Raw genomic sequence first — 16,385 nt, 5'->3', positions numbered from 1 at the left:
TAATAATTTCTTAGCTTTGTGGTTTGTTTTAAAAAGAACTCATTTCGCTATATGAAAGGTCTTCATCGCCTGACAGGTTGGTTGGTTTTCGCCATCGCAACGCTCGTCTATCTCTATTCCGCTGAACGTACAGGAAGTTTGTGGGATTGTGGAGAATTTATTCTTGGAGCTTACAAGCTACAAGTTGTTCACCCTCCTGGTGCGCCACTATTCGTTTTGGTCGGTCGCCTTTTCACTTGGGTCGCTGAGCTTTTCAGTGACGATCCTGCGAACATTGCTTTCGCGGTCAACATCATGTCGGGACTCTGTACGGCCTTTGCCGCTGCATTTATTGCCTGGGTAACCATCATGATCGGACGCCTTTCATTGGTTGGCCGTGACGGTGAAACCAACAGTGGCCAAGATCTCGCTTTAGCGGGTGGTGGACTAGCTGCCGGACTAGCTACGGCATTCGCCACATCTATATGGTTCTCTGCTGTAGAAGGTGAAGTATATGCCATGTCTACCATGTTCACCGCTATGACGCTTTGGTCGACAGTCAAATGGTATTCATTACCTGATGAACCTGAGACTGATCGTTGGCTCATCTTTACCGTTTACGCTGCAGGACTTTCAATCGGCGTTCACTTGCTGAGTATGCTGACCTTCCCTGCACTCGCTCTTTTCTATTATTTCAAGAAATACAAAAAGCACACCTTCCTGGGTATGGCCCTAGCCGCTGGTGGTGGTGTTGCTGCGATTGTTGTTATTCAAAAACTAATCATCGTAGGTATCCCTACCTTGTGGACTTGGATGGAACTCGCCATGGTCAATGGTTTGGGGCTTCCGCCTCACAGTGGTATCATTCCTACTTTATTGATTACACTTGGTGTTATTACACTTGGTTTGTGGTATGCTCATCAAAGTAAAAATGCTTTGCTACAGCAGATTTTTGTCGCCATGACCTTGGTTGTTATCGGTTTCTCTACCATTGGTGTCGTTGTTATTCGTGCCAATGCTGCTCCTCCGGTTAACATGAACAACCCAAGCGATGCTATGCGCCTGCTTCCTTACCTCAACCGCGAACAATACGGTGAGCGCCCCTTACTACGCGGTCCAGACTTTGATGCCAGTGTACAAAGCACAGATGTTGAAGATCGCTACGGTCTGGTAGGTGATGAATACAAAATCACCGATTATAAAATTAGTGTCAATTACGCCAATCGCGACAAGCACCTCTTCCCTCGTATGACGGATGGCACCCTCGGGCGCCCTCGTTTGTACAAGCAATGGATGGGCCTCGACCCTGACAAAGCACTACCTAAAGGACGGCCAAGTATGGGTGACAATATCGCCTTCTTCGTTCGCTACCAAGTAGGCTGGATGTACTGGCGTTATTTCATGTGGAACTTCTCCGGTCGCCAAAATGGCCAACAAGGTTTCTACGACTGGGACGAAAGTGCCGGTAACTGGATCACCGGCATCAATTTCCTGGATGAAGCCCGGCTTGGTGATCAATCAGCACTCCCTGAACGAATGGCCAACGATCCTTCACGGAACGTTTACTATATGCTGCCTTTCTTGTTTGGTTTGCTCGGTATGTTTTGGCATTCCTCCAAACGTCCCAATGATTTCATTGGCTTATTGGCATTGTTTATCATCACAGGTATTGGTATTATTGTTTACTCCAACCAGCCTCCGAATGAACCTCGTGAACGAGACTACGTACTGGCAGGCTCGATATTTACCTTCTGTATTTGGATAGGACTCGCCGTACCAGCCTTGTATCAAATGCTATCGGAACGTTTGGGTACCAGCAAAACGGTAAGTGCTGTAGGTGCAGGTTTATTGGTCTTGATCGCTCCATTACTAATGGGCTTCCAAAACTTTGACGACCACAGCCGTGCAGAACACTCTGGTGCGCGTGATTATGCTAGCAACTTCCTCAACTCTGTAGAAAAAGATGCCATCATCTTCACCTACGGTGATAACGACACTTACCCATTGTGGTACGCACAAGAGGTAGAAGGTATTCGTACGGATGTTCGGGTTGTCAATCTAAGTTTGATTGCCGTAGATTGGTACATCAACTTACTCAACCGCAAAGTCAACGATTCGCCTCCGGTTAAGATGAGCATCCCTAGTGAGCAAATCCGAGGAAAATTACGGAATCAGGTGTTTTACTACAATCAATCTGGTCAGGATCGTCCGATGCGTTTACAGGATTTTGTAAAATTCATTGGAGAAGACAATCCGCTCCAAAGTGGCAGTGGTCGCGTAATAGAAGCGCATTACCCTACCCAGAATGTCTTACTGCCTGTTGATAAGCAAGCAGTATTGAGCAGTGGCCTCGTAAGCATCGCAGATACCGCCAACATAGTGAACGCTATTCCAGTGCGGGTAAGTGATTCTCAGCTCCTGAAAGACGAGATTGCTATTCTTGATATCCTTGCTTCTAACCTTTGGGAACGTCCCATCTATTTTGCAGTAACTGCGCGGATGGAGAAACTCTTCGGTATGCAAGATTACATGCAGCTTGAAGGACTCGCATTACGTATTGTCCCTATCAAATCACGTAGCGAAAACAACATCTACGGCTTACTTGGTAGTGGTCGCGTAAACACGGACGCTTTGTACGAAAATGTTACCACCAAATGGAAATGGGGCAACTTCGACAAGGAGGACACCTACATCAATCACAGCTACGGCCCCAGCGTGCAGAGTATGCAATTCGCCATGCAACGTGGTGCTCAAGCCTTGCTAAACGAAGGTGAGACCGAGAAAGCCGTCAACTTGGTAGATCAATATTTTGACGCTTTCCCGAACATGAACTTCGAATACGGGATTCACTCTGCCTACATGATCGGCATCTACTCCCAAGCCGGAGCCTACGATAAAGCTAAGCCAAAAATGAAAATTTTGGCCCGCAACATCGAAGACCGTATCGATTACTACATGACCTTGCCGGATGATATTCTCCAGCTCAGTTATGGTACCGACTTCCAGGCAGCTCTTGCTGTAGCAGAACGTTTGGTAGCTTACGCTCAACGGGGTGGTGACACAGAGTTCCAGAATGAACTGATGGCGGTATTTGGTGACTTTGTTCGCCAGCCAGGGCCACCATCAGGAGGGCCAGGTGAGCTTCCCGGTGAATAAAGAATTCACTTCCGAGTTCGAAAGAACTTGGTATGCTTGATAAAAAAAGAGAGAAGTTGGAATCGTCCAGCTTCTCTCTTTTTCTTTAGCGCTTATCTTAAACTCACCATTCCGATTTCAAAACAACGCCCGTTCCCGGTAAATCTGCATAATGCAACTTCGCCTGATCATCTATAACTACTCCTTTGGCAGGATCTTTCGCCAGCAATAGCGCGCCATCCATGTCTACATAATCAAGGAGAGGCGCAATATGGGCAATGGCCGAGATACCTACAGAGCTTTCCGTCATACAGCCCATCATTACTTTCAGCCCCAGCGTTCGAGCTTCTTTAATCATACGGCGAGCGGGCGTGAGCCCTCCACATTTTACCAGCTTGATATTAATGCCGTCAAAATGATTGGCACAGCGGGCAACATCAGCTTCCACATGGCAGCTTTCATCAGCGATGATAGGGAGTACACTTTCTGCCAAGGCTTTGCGGTGATCCGCCCAGGCATCTGCTTTTTGGGGTTGTTCGATGAACTCTACGCCCAGTTGTTTCAATTCATGGGCATATTCGATGGTTTGCTGAGCTGTCCAGCCCGTATTTGCATCTACGCGAAAAATAGCATCCGTATGCGACCGGAGGGTCTGCATGATTTCAAGGTCATGGTCGGTGCCCAATTTTACTTTGTAAAGCGGCCATGGCTTTTCTTGTAGCTTGGCCACCATTTCCGGCAACGGAGCCATACCAATCGTAAAGCTCGTCGTTGGTGCTTCAGCAGGATCTAAGCCCCACATTTCATAGAGCGGCTTTCCGTGTCGGCGTGCCCACAGGTCATTAGCCGCCATGTCCAAAGCACAACGCACAAAAGAATCATCAGGCAAGCGTTGTTCCAATTCCGCATAAAAATTTTCCGGCTCCGTGAAGGCATAAGTCTCCAACCAGGGGCGTACTCGCTCTACTGCGGCCAGCATCCCAGCCATACTTACACCATAATAAGTAGTGACCGTAGCCTCGCCATAGCCCTCAAAGCCCTGCTCATCCCGAAGTCGAATAATCATGGTCGGCTGCACAGTACGAGATTCATGGCTGATCGTGAAAGTATGGCGAAGAGGAAGATCGAATTGGAATACTTTTACTTGCATGGAAGTTCTTTTTTAAAAAACGGTCGTTTCTACAATCGTTATATTTAGCTAAAATATAGCTTGTTTTTGGATAATTTTAATTTAGTACAATGATGACCTCCAGAAGAAAATGGTTGACCAACAGTATCACCGCCATGGTTGGTACCGCACTCTTGGCTCCTTCAGACTTGTTGGCCCTACAGGAAACGGAAATAAAACTGGCCAATCAACTGGGGGCAAAGGAAGATGATGAAGCATACTGGGAATTGGTAAAAAGCCAGTTTGTATTAGAGAAAGGCTTACATTATTTCAACAATGGTTCACTGGGCACCAGCCCCGAGTACGTCTTCCAGGCCACGGAGCAGTTTCGCCGTACGCTCGACGGATTCCCCTCTCAATATATGTGGGGTGCTTGGGACGATCAGAAAGAAGTGGTGCGGGAAAAGGCAGGAAAAATGCTCAGCGTCTCTGCCGAAACCATCGCGCTAATTCATAATACCACCGAAGGCATGAACCTCATTGCCTCCAGTCTGGAACTAGCACCCGGAGAAGAAATTTTGCTCAGCAACCACGAGCACAGTAGTGCCCGTATTCCCTGGAAATACTGGCAGGAGGAGAAAGGTGTCGTTTTGAAGACTGTGGATTTGCCATTAATGCCGGAAAGCAAGGAAGAGATTGTGGCACTATTTCGGGAAGCGATTACCGCAAAAACTCGAGTGATCTCCCTCGTTCATGTGACCAACACCAACGGAATGCGCTTGCCCGTAAAAGAAATTACGGCAATGGCCCACGAACAGGGCATCTTGGTAGCCGTAGACGGTGCACAGTCTATGGGAATGTTCCAAATTGATTTAGCGGACTTGGGTTGTGATTTTTTTACTGCCAGCAGCCACAAATGGCTGTTCTCTCCCAAAGGAATGGGCATCTTTTATGCTACGGAAGCCGCGCAAAAATTACTTAAGCCTCTGATCGTATGCCGGGGGTATGACGATCCGAGCATTCGGCGGCTCGAAAATTACAATACCCGAAACTTGCCGGAATTACTAGGCCTGGGAGCAGCCCTTGATTTCCGCAACTTAATTGGACAGGAGAAAATAGAAAGTCGGACCTACGCACTGAAAAAACATCTACGAGAGCAGTTGGCAGATGACGACCGCTTTACAATCAAAACACCGGCACCCGATGCGCTGTCCGCAGGCATTCAAACAGTTGAAGTCATAGGAAGATACGTCGATGAATTTATGCAAGACCTTACAGATCGTTACCAGATCGACTGCCGCCCCATGATGTCTCACTCGCTGAATGGGCTGCGTATCTCCCTGGCTATATTCAATACCAAAGCAGATATTGATTATTTGGTGAAGGCTTTGCGGACGGTTTAGTAGACTTGTTGGGAAATTAAATTGAGAATATGTCCTCAGTCTTACCCAGCAAAAGAGCGCAACTCAAACCAGAGTTGCGCTCTACAAAACTATACGTGTAAGACGTTATTAGCGTCTTATTTCACCCAATTCTTAATGAAACACAACGAACTCTTGTACCATCGGCTCCGCTCCCTGCGTTTCGAGGCGCAAGACATAGGTACCTTCCGTATAAGCCCGGGTATCAAGTAGCGTTCCTTCTACCGGCCACTGTTCGTAAGTAGCTTGGTAGATCACCTGACCTAGCAGGCTGTACACACTCACCTTCACCTGCGTTTCCGCCAATCCTACTGCTTTGACTTTTATCTGATCCGTAGCAGGGTTAGGATAAACATTCAGGTTGACGGAGCCATCATTCCCGTTACCAGCAAAGTCACCCTCGTCATCAGAGAAGTCACATACAACGGTTACGGAAGCAAGGTATTCACAGCCGTTGGCATCGGTGATCAATACACTGAAGGTCTGTGTGATGTAACCCATCGTAAACAAGATACCCGGAAGGGTAGGATCAGTCGTGATGTAGCCGTCTTCCAGTGGGAAAGTCAACTGCCACTGGTAGGTGTAGGGCGGTGTGCCACCGGTGGGGGTTACACCCAAGCGGTTGTTGTCGCTGTTACATTCGATCACATCGCTACCAAAGCTGAAGGTGGCGCTGATGTCGTTGTTCACCACTAGAATATCCTGGCTCACCGAGTTGGTATTGCCGCAGCTATCTTCTGCTTTCCAGGTACGGGTGATCAAAAGCCCCTCGGGCGTAGTCGTCGAAGTTTCGGAGAAGACCACTTCTACAGCTTCGTCGTAATCATCAGTAGCAATAACGTCAGCTACTTCTGGCACTGCCGCACAGAATACTTCCACGTCATCAGGTACATTGAAGAAATCAGGAGCGTTACCATCCATGTAGAAGACAGTCAGTTTAGCCGAGCTGGTGTTGCCACAAGGATCGGTGGCGATAAACTTGTAATCGTAGCGGGCCAGGTAGCCATCCGCGGCACAGTCGTCGGAAATGGTCGTTTCTACCACTACTTGGGCCGTGATCGAAGCACAGTTGTCCGTCACCGTCACATCGTCAGCAGTCAGGAAGAGCGGATCGCCAGGATCGCCGAAACCATTACCCACGTTGAGGAAGAGTTCGTCGCCACTTGCCAAGCCGAAGAGCAGGTCGCTAGTGAATTCAATTTCTGGCGCCACGTTGTCATCAAAGAAGACTTGCTGCGTAGCTACCGAAGTATTGCCACAGGCATCAGTCGCAGTCCAGGTACGGGTGAGTACTTCGCCACAACCAGTTTCGCTGCTCATCACTTCTTCAAAGAAGACTTGAGCCTGCTGGCCGGTACAGCCGTCTACGGCGGTTACGACCACATCGATGCCGGTATTGTTACACATATTGGCGGGTACACCGCTGAATACCGGGCCTGCATTGTCAAGCACGATGATGCTCTGGACAAAGGTCGTTGCGTTGCCGCAAGCATCCCTTATTGTCCAGGTGCGGTCGTAAGCTACAGGATTGGCCGCGCAGCTCGCCTCAATTGGCGCACTATCTACGAAAGTCATACTGGCGATTTCGCCACAAGCGTCTGTTGCTTCGATCATGGGGATATCGTCGCCACAGTTCAACGTCAGTTCGTTGGGGCTGCTCACCACGGGTGGCGTCATATCCACAAAGTCGATCATAATCCCCAGACTGGTCGTGTTGCCACAAGCGTCGGTCGCCGTCACATTGAGGCGGTAGCGGGCGAAGTAGCCGTTTTCCTGACAGTCGCCCTCGTCCATAAGGCTGAGTTCAATGCTGGATTCACCGCTGCCACAACCTGTACCCACGCTGATCGCGGCTTCCAGATCTGCTACGGAGAAGGCAATATCCTGATCACAGTCGATCGGAAGTTCTATCATATCACCGTCCATCACGTCGCCAATTTCCGGGTAGTCGATAGTGATGGTCGGTCCGCTGGTGCCGTTCAGGCTGATACGCTGGGTGTAAGAAGCGCTGTTGCCACAAGCGTCTTCTGCATTCCAGGTACGCTCGATGTACTGTCCACCGTCACAGTCGATAGGGTCAGACTGACTGAAGGTCATCACGGCCAATTCACAATCATCCACCGCTTGTACATCCGCCACAGGTGGCAAGTTGTCTAGGCTGGCACAGGCATCTGCGGGCAGTCCTTGGAATACTGGTGCCGTTTCGTCTACGAGGTACCAGTTGATGGTAGCCACGCTTTCGTTGCCACATTCGTCCTTACTGGTCCAGGTGCTTACAAAATGGCCAGAGTAGCCGTACTCTAGGCAATCGAAATTACCCATGTCTTCCAGGGTGTACTCGACTTCGGTCTGCCCACTGCAATTATCAAAGGCTAAAGCATTGTTGGCAATGATCTGAGAGATGTTGCCGTATTCGGAACATTCAATGTACACATCATCACCATGCTGGTATTGGTCGATGTATTCATCAACGAAAGTGATTACGGGTGGGGTCGTGTCCTCCACCGTCACGATCTGGGTTGCTACGCTGGTGTTGCCACAACCGTCGGAAGCCAGCCAAGTACGGGTAAGGGTGTAGTTGTTAGGACAGTCGCCGTCGGTGCGTACCTCATTGAAGTTGTAGATCACATCAGAACAAGCATCAAAAGCTTCAAGCTGAGGTACGGGTGCAGTCTCTCCACACTCGATGGTCACATTAGCAGGCGAAGAGGTAAATACGGGCGGCGTCGTGTCAATAATCTCCGTAATGAGTGTGTAAACCGTTTCGTTACCACACCCATCTTGTACTGTAAATACTTGCTGCCAACGGGTGAGGACATTGCCAACACAAGGGCCGTCGTACAGTTGCGTCAGCACTTCTGTGATGTTCGCAAAATCAATACTGGAACAGTTGTCCGCGATCGTCAATTCTGTAATATCAATGAGTGGATCGGCAGTGGTAGAGGGCAGGTCACATTCAACAACGTAAGTACCTCCGTTGGGGATGCCATTGAAGCTCACTTCCGGGCCTGTATTGTCAGTAAAGGTGTAATTACACACGAATGCTTCAGAGACATTTTCAGATTCATCTTCCGCCAAGAAGGTAACGGTAATCGTACGGCTACAGGTACCTTCGTTGGTGATGGTGATGTCGTCAACGATGATGGTCAAGTCGGCTTCTTCTGTACAATTATCTGATAAACAACCCTGGAGGGCTGGGATCGAAATACCGCCGACCGTCCAGCCGGTAAATACATCAATCTCATCGCCTTCGCTCAGCGAAATCGTCGCGTCGGCGGGGCAGACATTGCCATCTTCGGTAAAGAAAGTCTGGTCAATTTGGCAAGCCAGATCAAAAACGGGAGCTTCGGTATCTACACCGTCGTTGATCGTCACGTTAAATTCCATTTCCTCACAATCATCATTACCCGTATCGCGGGCTGTTACCGTGAAGGTGCCTGCACTGAGGCCGGTGAAAACATTACCAGGCTGGAAGCCTGCACCGATGCTGTATTCGATACCGTCACAGGTGGTACAGTTGGCATCTACGGTGATCGAACCGTCCGTGCCATCGGGGCAGAGCGGATCAACCGTTGCTACGTTAATAATCTCCAGGTCACAGCAGAAACCAAAATCGTCGTTTACGGTGATCATTGCCAGGCAACTGCCGGAATTGTCGCCACCGTCGGTAGCAGTGAGGGTGACCATTTGCGTCGTTCCTACGTCCTCACAGTCGAAGGTGTCTTCTGAAAGCGAGTAGGTGATTCCCGTACAGTTATCTACGATACCGTTGAGCACCTGGTCGGTGGTGATGGTCACCATTTCGTCTTCGCCAATGTTTACGGTAAGGTTGCGGCAAAATACCGTTGGTGCATCAGCATCTTCTACCGTCAGGGTGACGGTACAGGCGTCACTGTTGCCGTTGCCGTCAGATGCGGTGTAGGTGAGCAGGTATTCGCCTACCGGAACGCGACTGCACAGGTCAGGCGCGCCAGTGATGGTGATCTGGCCGCCAGCGGAGTTGCCAACTTCTCCATCATGGAAGTCTACGCCGTTGATGTAGAGCTGCTGGATGTTGTTGTCTTCTAAAACGGAGCTAGTACCAAAAAAACTACCCTCTGAACCAGAGTGTTGCATGTTTACAATCTTGCCGCCGTTATCCAATTCTCGTAGTGCTACCGCAGCTCCGCTGGCCGAGGTCATTAGCGTTTGCACAGGGTTGGTGGCAAAGGTTTTTACGCCACCAACATTATATCCGCTTCGATTGATGCCGAAGGTACTGGACACATTGGTCAGCAGTGGGTGGTTTTCCTGTCCGGCTAATGTGGTGTAGGTCCGCTCTCCGTAACTGAAGCCGTTGTAATCCAGCAGCACCAAGTCAGTCATGCTACCATATCCAATATTCACCGCAATATCGTAGGCGGTCCATTCTGAACCTATAAAGGTACCCCCTTCGCTATAGACATAATCTACCAGTGCGTTCTGCCCGGATACCGGCATCGCCTGGAACCAGGTGATACAATTTAGGTGAATCACGGCATCGAAGCCCGAAGGGGAAGGGTTGGTACCATCCCACTCGTTTTCCGGTACGTCGCTGAGCGTCACCGCAAAGCCCGCATTACGTAAGCTACTGATGAGGCTACAAGTTCCTTCGTCGGTTAATCTATCCCAGAGTACCAGCACCTCGGCCCCTTCAAAGGTGGCACAATTATCGGTTGCTGTCGCAGCGGGCAGCGCGGTGATGGTTGCTGCACAGAAACCGGGGTCATTACTCACCACGATAGGGGCGGGGCAGGTGATTTCGGGGGCTTCGGTATCCTCATCGGCTGGAATGACTACACCGATTTCCATAGCCGTACATCCTTCCGGGTCACCCGTGTCCCGTACAGTTACTGTTACCGTACCAGCAGGCACGTTATCAAAAGTGCTTTCGGGCTGAAAATCACCGCCAATACTGTATTCCAAACCGTCACAGGTTGTACAACTGGCGTTTACCGTAAGGGAACCGTCTGCACTGTTTGGACAGGAGGTCATTGTCGTGCTGGTACCCGTAATCTCCAAATCACAGCAATCAGCGATTGATGCTTCTACAACTACTCCCGTTTCCACGACCTGGCACAAAGAGGGATTGCCACTGTCCTGTACCGTCACGGTGTAGGCGCCGGCGGTAAGCCCATCGAAAACGTTTTCCGGCTGAAAGCCGTTACCAATGGAATATTGAATACCAGCGCAGTCTTCACAACTGGCACTGACGGTAATGGAGCCATCGTCATTGCCGCTGCAGGAGGGCATTGTAGTATTGATTTGGTCGATAGCTAAATCGCATCCAGCACAAGCTGCTTCCACCTCGGATGAAGAATTACAGCCGGGAGCATTACCGAAATAAGAAACGTAGGCGGCCAGGTCTTCCAATTCGTAGGGTACGCAGCAGTCTGACAACATAGGATTACTGGTAACTTCTAATCCACCATTCATTGTCGTAACCGACCCTAAACCACTTACGTCTGATATCACTGCATTACCTCTCACCGCAATCGTTGCGGTAGTCGTCAGACCAATCATTCCGTCCAGGTTGGTCAATTGATCGTTGTCGTCAAAATACACCCCTCCATTTGCGGAAGTGAAGTTGGACAGGCCATCTATTTCAGTCAGTAGAGGGTTAGTAACAAAATATAAAAAATCGCCGGTGGTAGCAAGATTTCCCAGCCCGTCAACGTGCTCGACGTTGGTGTTGAAGAGAAAGAAATAATTGCCGACTGTAGTGAGTTCCGACAAACCGTCTAAATTGGCGATCCCAGTACCTGTGATATACACATATCCTGTTACTTCGGTATAATTGAAATTGTCTATTTCGGATTGCTGGGTAATAAGTAGATCGCCAAAATATGTTTGCGCCTGCGCCGAACCAAAAAGCATGGTCATGGCCATCACGCTCAACAAGAGCCACCTACGCCAAACGGGGGGAATAACGGACGCACGTATCTTTGGCTTTTCCCCATTAAAGGACTTAGCATAGTAAAAAGAACTGGAGTTTTTCATTTGTATAAATGTTTGTGAGTATTACGTTTTTGAGTATATGTATCTTGATCGTCCGCAGGTAAGTGCAGGAGCGTTTTTTTTCTTATCAGCGGGAAAACAAGAAGGCGATTTTCATATTTATAAGTTTCTAATACAAAATATTCTGAATGGTGTGTTGAATATTATTTCCTCCCAGGTATATGGCCTGGTAGATGCAAAAGGTAAGTGTCATATGGGCTTTTTTTACAATAGTCGAATTTGTGGCCATGCCATCCCTGCGATTGGCATCGGGCGGTACGGTACTCTTCCCGCTAGGGAAGGTAAATTCGAATTTACCCTGTAATTCCCTTCCTTAAATGCCCTTATAATCCCTCATAGGGTTCAAAAAAAAACGCCTCGGAACAATCGTCCCGAGGCGCCCTTTAGTCATGTAAAGCACTCCGCACCAAGCACTCCGCACGAAAAAAATTAATGCAAAATCACCACTTCTCGCGTCTGCACTTCCTGTTCACCAGCCGTTAGGCGCAGCAAGTAAGTCCCGTTAGGGAAACGACGGGTGTCAATGCGTAGTCCTTCTGGTGCCCAAGCATCCATTTCCTGACGGAAGAGTTCCTGACCGAAGAGGTTGTACATGGCTACCGTCACCGGCGTGTCTTCCTGCACCTTGGCTTTCACCATCAATTGCTCATTGGTAGGGTTGGGGTACACATTCATGCTGATGGAGCTGTCATTACCGTTTCCGGTAAAGTCTCCCTCTTCGCCAGAGTAATCACAGACAATCGTCACCGCTGCGACCAGCTGGCAACCATTCGCGTCCGTGATCATCACCGTAAACGTTTGGGTAATGTAGCCCATCGTGAACAGTATACCTCGTCGGGTAGGGTCACTGGTAATGTAACCATCTTCCAGCGGAGTCGTCAGCTGCCAAGCATAACTATAAGGGGGCGTACCACCATTGACCGTCACGCCCAAACGATTGTTCTGACTATTACAGGCAATCACGTTGCCATAACTGAAGGAGGCTGTGAGGTCGTTGTTAGCAACCAAAATATGCTGCTCCGCTTCGCTGGTATTACCACAATCATCCGTCGCTGTCCAAGTGCGGGTAATCAATACACCACTCGGAGTACTTGCTTGTGTTTCGGTGAAAACAACATCCACCTCTTCGTCAAAGTCATCACTTACTTCTATGTTTGCTACATTGGGTACATCCGCACAGAAGACGGTGACATCCGCTGGCACATTGAAAAAGTCAGGTGCGTTGCCATCAACGTAGAAGACCGTAAGACTCGTTTTCGCCGAATTGCCGCAAGGATCAGTAGCAATCCACTTGTAATTGTACTGCGCCAAAAAACCGTCGGTTTCGCAGTCCTCCGAGACAGTGATCTCCACACCCACTACGCTAGCAATATTTGCCGCACAGTTATCCGTTACACTCACAGCATCGGCTGTAAAAATCAGAGGATCATGAGGGTCACCAAATCCGTCACCTACGGAAAGGAACAACTCGTCACCGCTTTGCAGCCCCACCAACAAGGGGTGGCTAAAGCTGATCATCGGTACATCGTTATCCATAAAGAATACTTGCTGTGTAGCCGTAGAGGTATTGCCACAAACATCGGTGGCCGACCAGGTACGAGTGAGCACTTGACCACAACCAGGTTCGTCACTCATCACTTCACTCAGGGTCACGTCCGCAGGCATACCAGAGCACTCGTCAAAAGCTGTCACATTCGCCGTCAGTGTTGTGTTGTTACAAGTTCCAGCAGGAACGCCACTGAATACCGGCCCACTAAGGTCCACCACGTTAATGATTTGGGTAAACGTAGATGTATTTCCACATACATCACTCACCGTCCACACCCTTTCTATCACTTGCGGATCGTTCGCACAACCTCCTATGATGGGCGCACTATCCACGTAAGTCGTAATATCAATATCACCACAAGCATCTTCGGCAATTAGGGTAGGAATATCCTCCCCGCAGTTTACAGTAATCATCGATGCGCCTGTTATGACGGGAGGCGTCGTATCCACAAAGTCGATTATCAGGCCAAGATTGGCGGTATTGCCGCAATCATCCACTGCGATCACGTTTAGACGATAACGAGCCACATAGCCATCTTCCCGACAGTTGCCTTCGGTCATTAAATTAAGCTCAATGCTGAAAGTCGGGTCACTACAACCATCTTCTACCTGAATAGCAGCCTCCAAGTCAGCCACCGATAGCTCGACAGGCTGGTTGCAATCAATCGGTAGTTCTAGCTGATCGCCATCGGCCACGACCCCAAATCCAGGATAGTCGATCGTAATGGTCGGGCTACTGGCATCACTCAGGGTAATGCGCTGAGTAGCGGTGGCGGTGTTGCCACACAAGTCCATCGCTGTCCAGGTGCGTTCGATGTACTGCCCGCCTACGCAATCAATCGGATCAGACTGAGCAAAAGTAAGCGTTGCAAACTCACAATCATCCACCGCTTGTACGTTAGGAACAGGCGGTAATGTACTTGCGCAAACGTCCTCAGGTATTCCTTGGAAAACTGGAGCTGTTTCGTCTACCAGGTACCAATTGATGGTTGCTACGCTTTCGTTGCCACAGTCGTCTTTACTTCTCCAGGTACTTATCAAGTGACCAGAATAGCCGACCTCCAGACAATTGAAGGTGCCAAGATCTTCCAATTCGTAATCAACTTCCACCAGCCCACTACAATTATCATAAGCGAAAGCGGAGTTCGCTATCAATTGCGAGATGTTGCCGTATTCCGAACACTCTACAAATACATCCTGTCCAGGTTCGTACTGGTTGATGTAGCCGTCACTGAACTCGATCACAGGAGGAGTAGTGTCCTCCAAAGTAATGATCTGCACTTCGTTACTGGCGTTACCACAACCATCCGTAGCTGTCCAGGTACGCGTCAGCGTATAGTTATTTAGGCAGTCACCATCGGTACGTACTTCTGTAAAGTCGTATACCACATCGGAACAAGAATCGAACGCCTGGAGGTTTGGCATACCGATCTCAGCGTCACATTCCACCGTATAATCGGTGGGTGAGAAGTTGAATTCGGGGGCAGTCGTATCCACAATCTCAGTAAAGAGGGTGTAAACCGTTTCGTTACCGCAAACATCCTGCACCGTAAAGACTTGCTGCCAACGGGTAAGTAAATTATTCACACAAGGCCCGTCGTACAGCTGTGTCAATTCTACGGTGAGCGTAGCAAAGTCGACTGCGGAACAAGCATCGGTAATCGTCACGTCTGTCGACGCGATGAGCGGATCCCAGGTTGGGTCAGCCAAGTTGCATTCCACTACGTAAGTGCCGCCATCGGGAATGCCGTTGAAAGTGACTTCCGGGCCTTTTGTATCAAAGACGCTATAGGTATAAGTAAACGGCTCAGAAAAGTTGCCGCAACCATCATCGGCGATGAAGGTCACGCTAATCTCACGGCTACAAGTGCCGCTGTCCGTTACGGTGATATCATCTACGGTAATCGTAAGCTCATCGGCGACCTTACAATTATCAAATACACAGCCCGCGAGATTGTCTACCGCAATGCCGCCCACCGTAAAGATGTCGTTCACCGTGATTTCGTCTCCTTCGTCGAGCGAAATGGTTACCTCTGCTGGGCATAGGTTCGTATCACTAATGTCCACCACCAAATTCACCATACAAGCTTCGTTGAACACCGGAGCCGTATCGTCCAGGAAAGTATAGTTAAGGACAAAAGGTTCGGAGTCGTTGCCGCAAGGGTCCGTCGCAATGAACGTCACGGCGATGTTGCGACTACAGGTTCCGTCGTCGGTTACTGTAATGTCATCCACTGTAACCACCTGGTCTTCTTCGTCACTACAGATATCACTAATACAGCCAGATAGGGAAGGAACAATGTTCCCTCCGACTATCCAGCTGTCATTCACGGTAATTTCTTCACCTGCGGTCAGGGATATCATCGCCTCGGCAGGGCAAACAGCTCCGCCTTCGGTCGTAAAGGTCTGGTCTACTTGGCAAACCAAGTCGAAGGCCGGTGGCGTAGTATCCACTACGGTGATGATCTGCACACAAGTATTCGGATTACCACATTCATCGGTCGCTGTCCACGTACGAGTAATCGTTTCTGTATTCCCACAACCGGGAACGGAACTATCACTGAAAGTAACAATTACACCACCGCAGACATCGCTACCGGTGGCAGAACCAGTGGCAGCAATGTCTGTAGACATACCACATTCTACCACCATATCAGGGGGGCAATTGATGGCAGGAGGCGTGGTGTCTACGACGGTGATAATTTGTACACAAGTACTAGGATTACCACACTCATCAGTAGCCGTCCAGGTGCGAGTGATCGTTTCGGTGTTGCCACAGCCAAGGACAGAACTATCACTGAAGGTAATCGCTACAGTGCCGCATACGTCCGAACCAGTGGCCATGCCCGTAGCTGATGGGGCTGTTGACATGCCACACTCTACCGTAGCGTCTGCGGGGCAGCTGATGCTCGGTGGCGTGGTGTCTACGATCGTAATGATCTGCACACAAGTATTAGGGTTACCACACTCATCGGTAGCCGTCCAAGTACGCGTGATCGTTTCAGTGTTGCCACAGCCAAGGACAGAACTATCACTGAAGGTAATCGCTACAGTGCCGCATACGTCGGTACCAGTGGCCATGCCCGTAGCAGCTGGGGCTGTTGACATGCCACACTCTACCGTAGCGTCTGCGGGACAGCTGATGCTCGGTGGCGTGG

6 protein-coding genes are annotated in these 16,385 nt (G+C 49.5%); 3 read left to right on the top strand and 3 right to left on the bottom strand.

What is annotated here, in order from left to right; genetic code table 11:
* Positions 1-51 precede the first annotated feature (51 nt).
* A complete protein-coding gene (locus ACRBG0_RS21945; protein ID WP_431488990.1) occupies positions 52-3,135 on the top strand; it encodes a glycosyltransferase family 117 protein in 3,084 nt (1,027 codons plus the stop codon).
* A gap of 103 nt (positions 3,136-3,238) precedes the next feature.
* Here ACRBG0_RS21945 and ACRBG0_RS21940 read toward each other — a convergent pair whose 3' ends face one another.
* Positions 3,239-4,264: a dipeptide epimerase gene (locus ACRBG0_RS21940; protein ID WP_431488989.1), complete on the bottom strand. Its 1,026-nt coding sequence runs from the start codon at positions 4,262-4,264 to the stop codon at positions 3,239-3,241.
* Positions 4,265-4,353: 89 nt separating this feature from the next.
* On the opposite strand from ACRBG0_RS21940, the gene ACRBG0_RS21935 reads away from it, so the two are divergent.
* A complete protein-coding gene (locus ACRBG0_RS21935; RefSeq protein ID WP_431488988.1) occupies positions 4,354-5,625 on the top strand; it encodes an aminotransferase class V-fold PLP-dependent enzyme in 1,272 nt (423 codons plus the stop codon).
* Positions 5,626-5,757: 132 nt separating this feature from the next.
* Here the strand turns inward: ACRBG0_RS21935 and ACRBG0_RS21930 are convergent, their stop codons facing one another.
* Positions 5,758-11,661: a T9SS type A sorting domain-containing protein gene (locus ACRBG0_RS21930; RefSeq protein WP_431488987.1), complete on the bottom strand. Its 5,904-nt coding sequence runs from the start codon at positions 11,659-11,661 to the stop codon at positions 5,758-5,760.
* A 37-nt stretch (positions 11,662-11,698) separates the two neighbouring features.
* Between ACRBG0_RS21930 and ACRBG0_RS21925 the strand changes: the two genes are divergently transcribed.
* Complete coding sequence (locus tag ACRBG0_RS21925; RefSeq protein ID WP_431488986.1) at positions 11,699-11,983, top strand: hypothetical protein; 285 nt, start codon at positions 11,699-11,701, stop codon at positions 11,981-11,983.
* Positions 11,984-12,108: 125 nt separating this feature from the next.
* Here the strand turns inward: ACRBG0_RS21925 and ACRBG0_RS21920 are convergent.
* Positions 12,109-16,385 (bottom strand): T9SS type A sorting domain-containing protein (locus ACRBG0_RS21920; RefSeq protein ID WP_431488985.1); only part of this gene is annotated, 4,277 nt, incomplete at its 5' end.

It is taken from the genome of Lewinella sp. (assembly GCF_050633125.1).
Taxonomy (GTDB): domain Bacteria; phylum Bacteroidota; class Bacteroidia; order Chitinophagales; family Saprospiraceae; genus Lewinella.
Note: the sequence above shows the minus strand (reverse complement) of the source record. Positions and strands in the feature narration are given on the sequence as shown.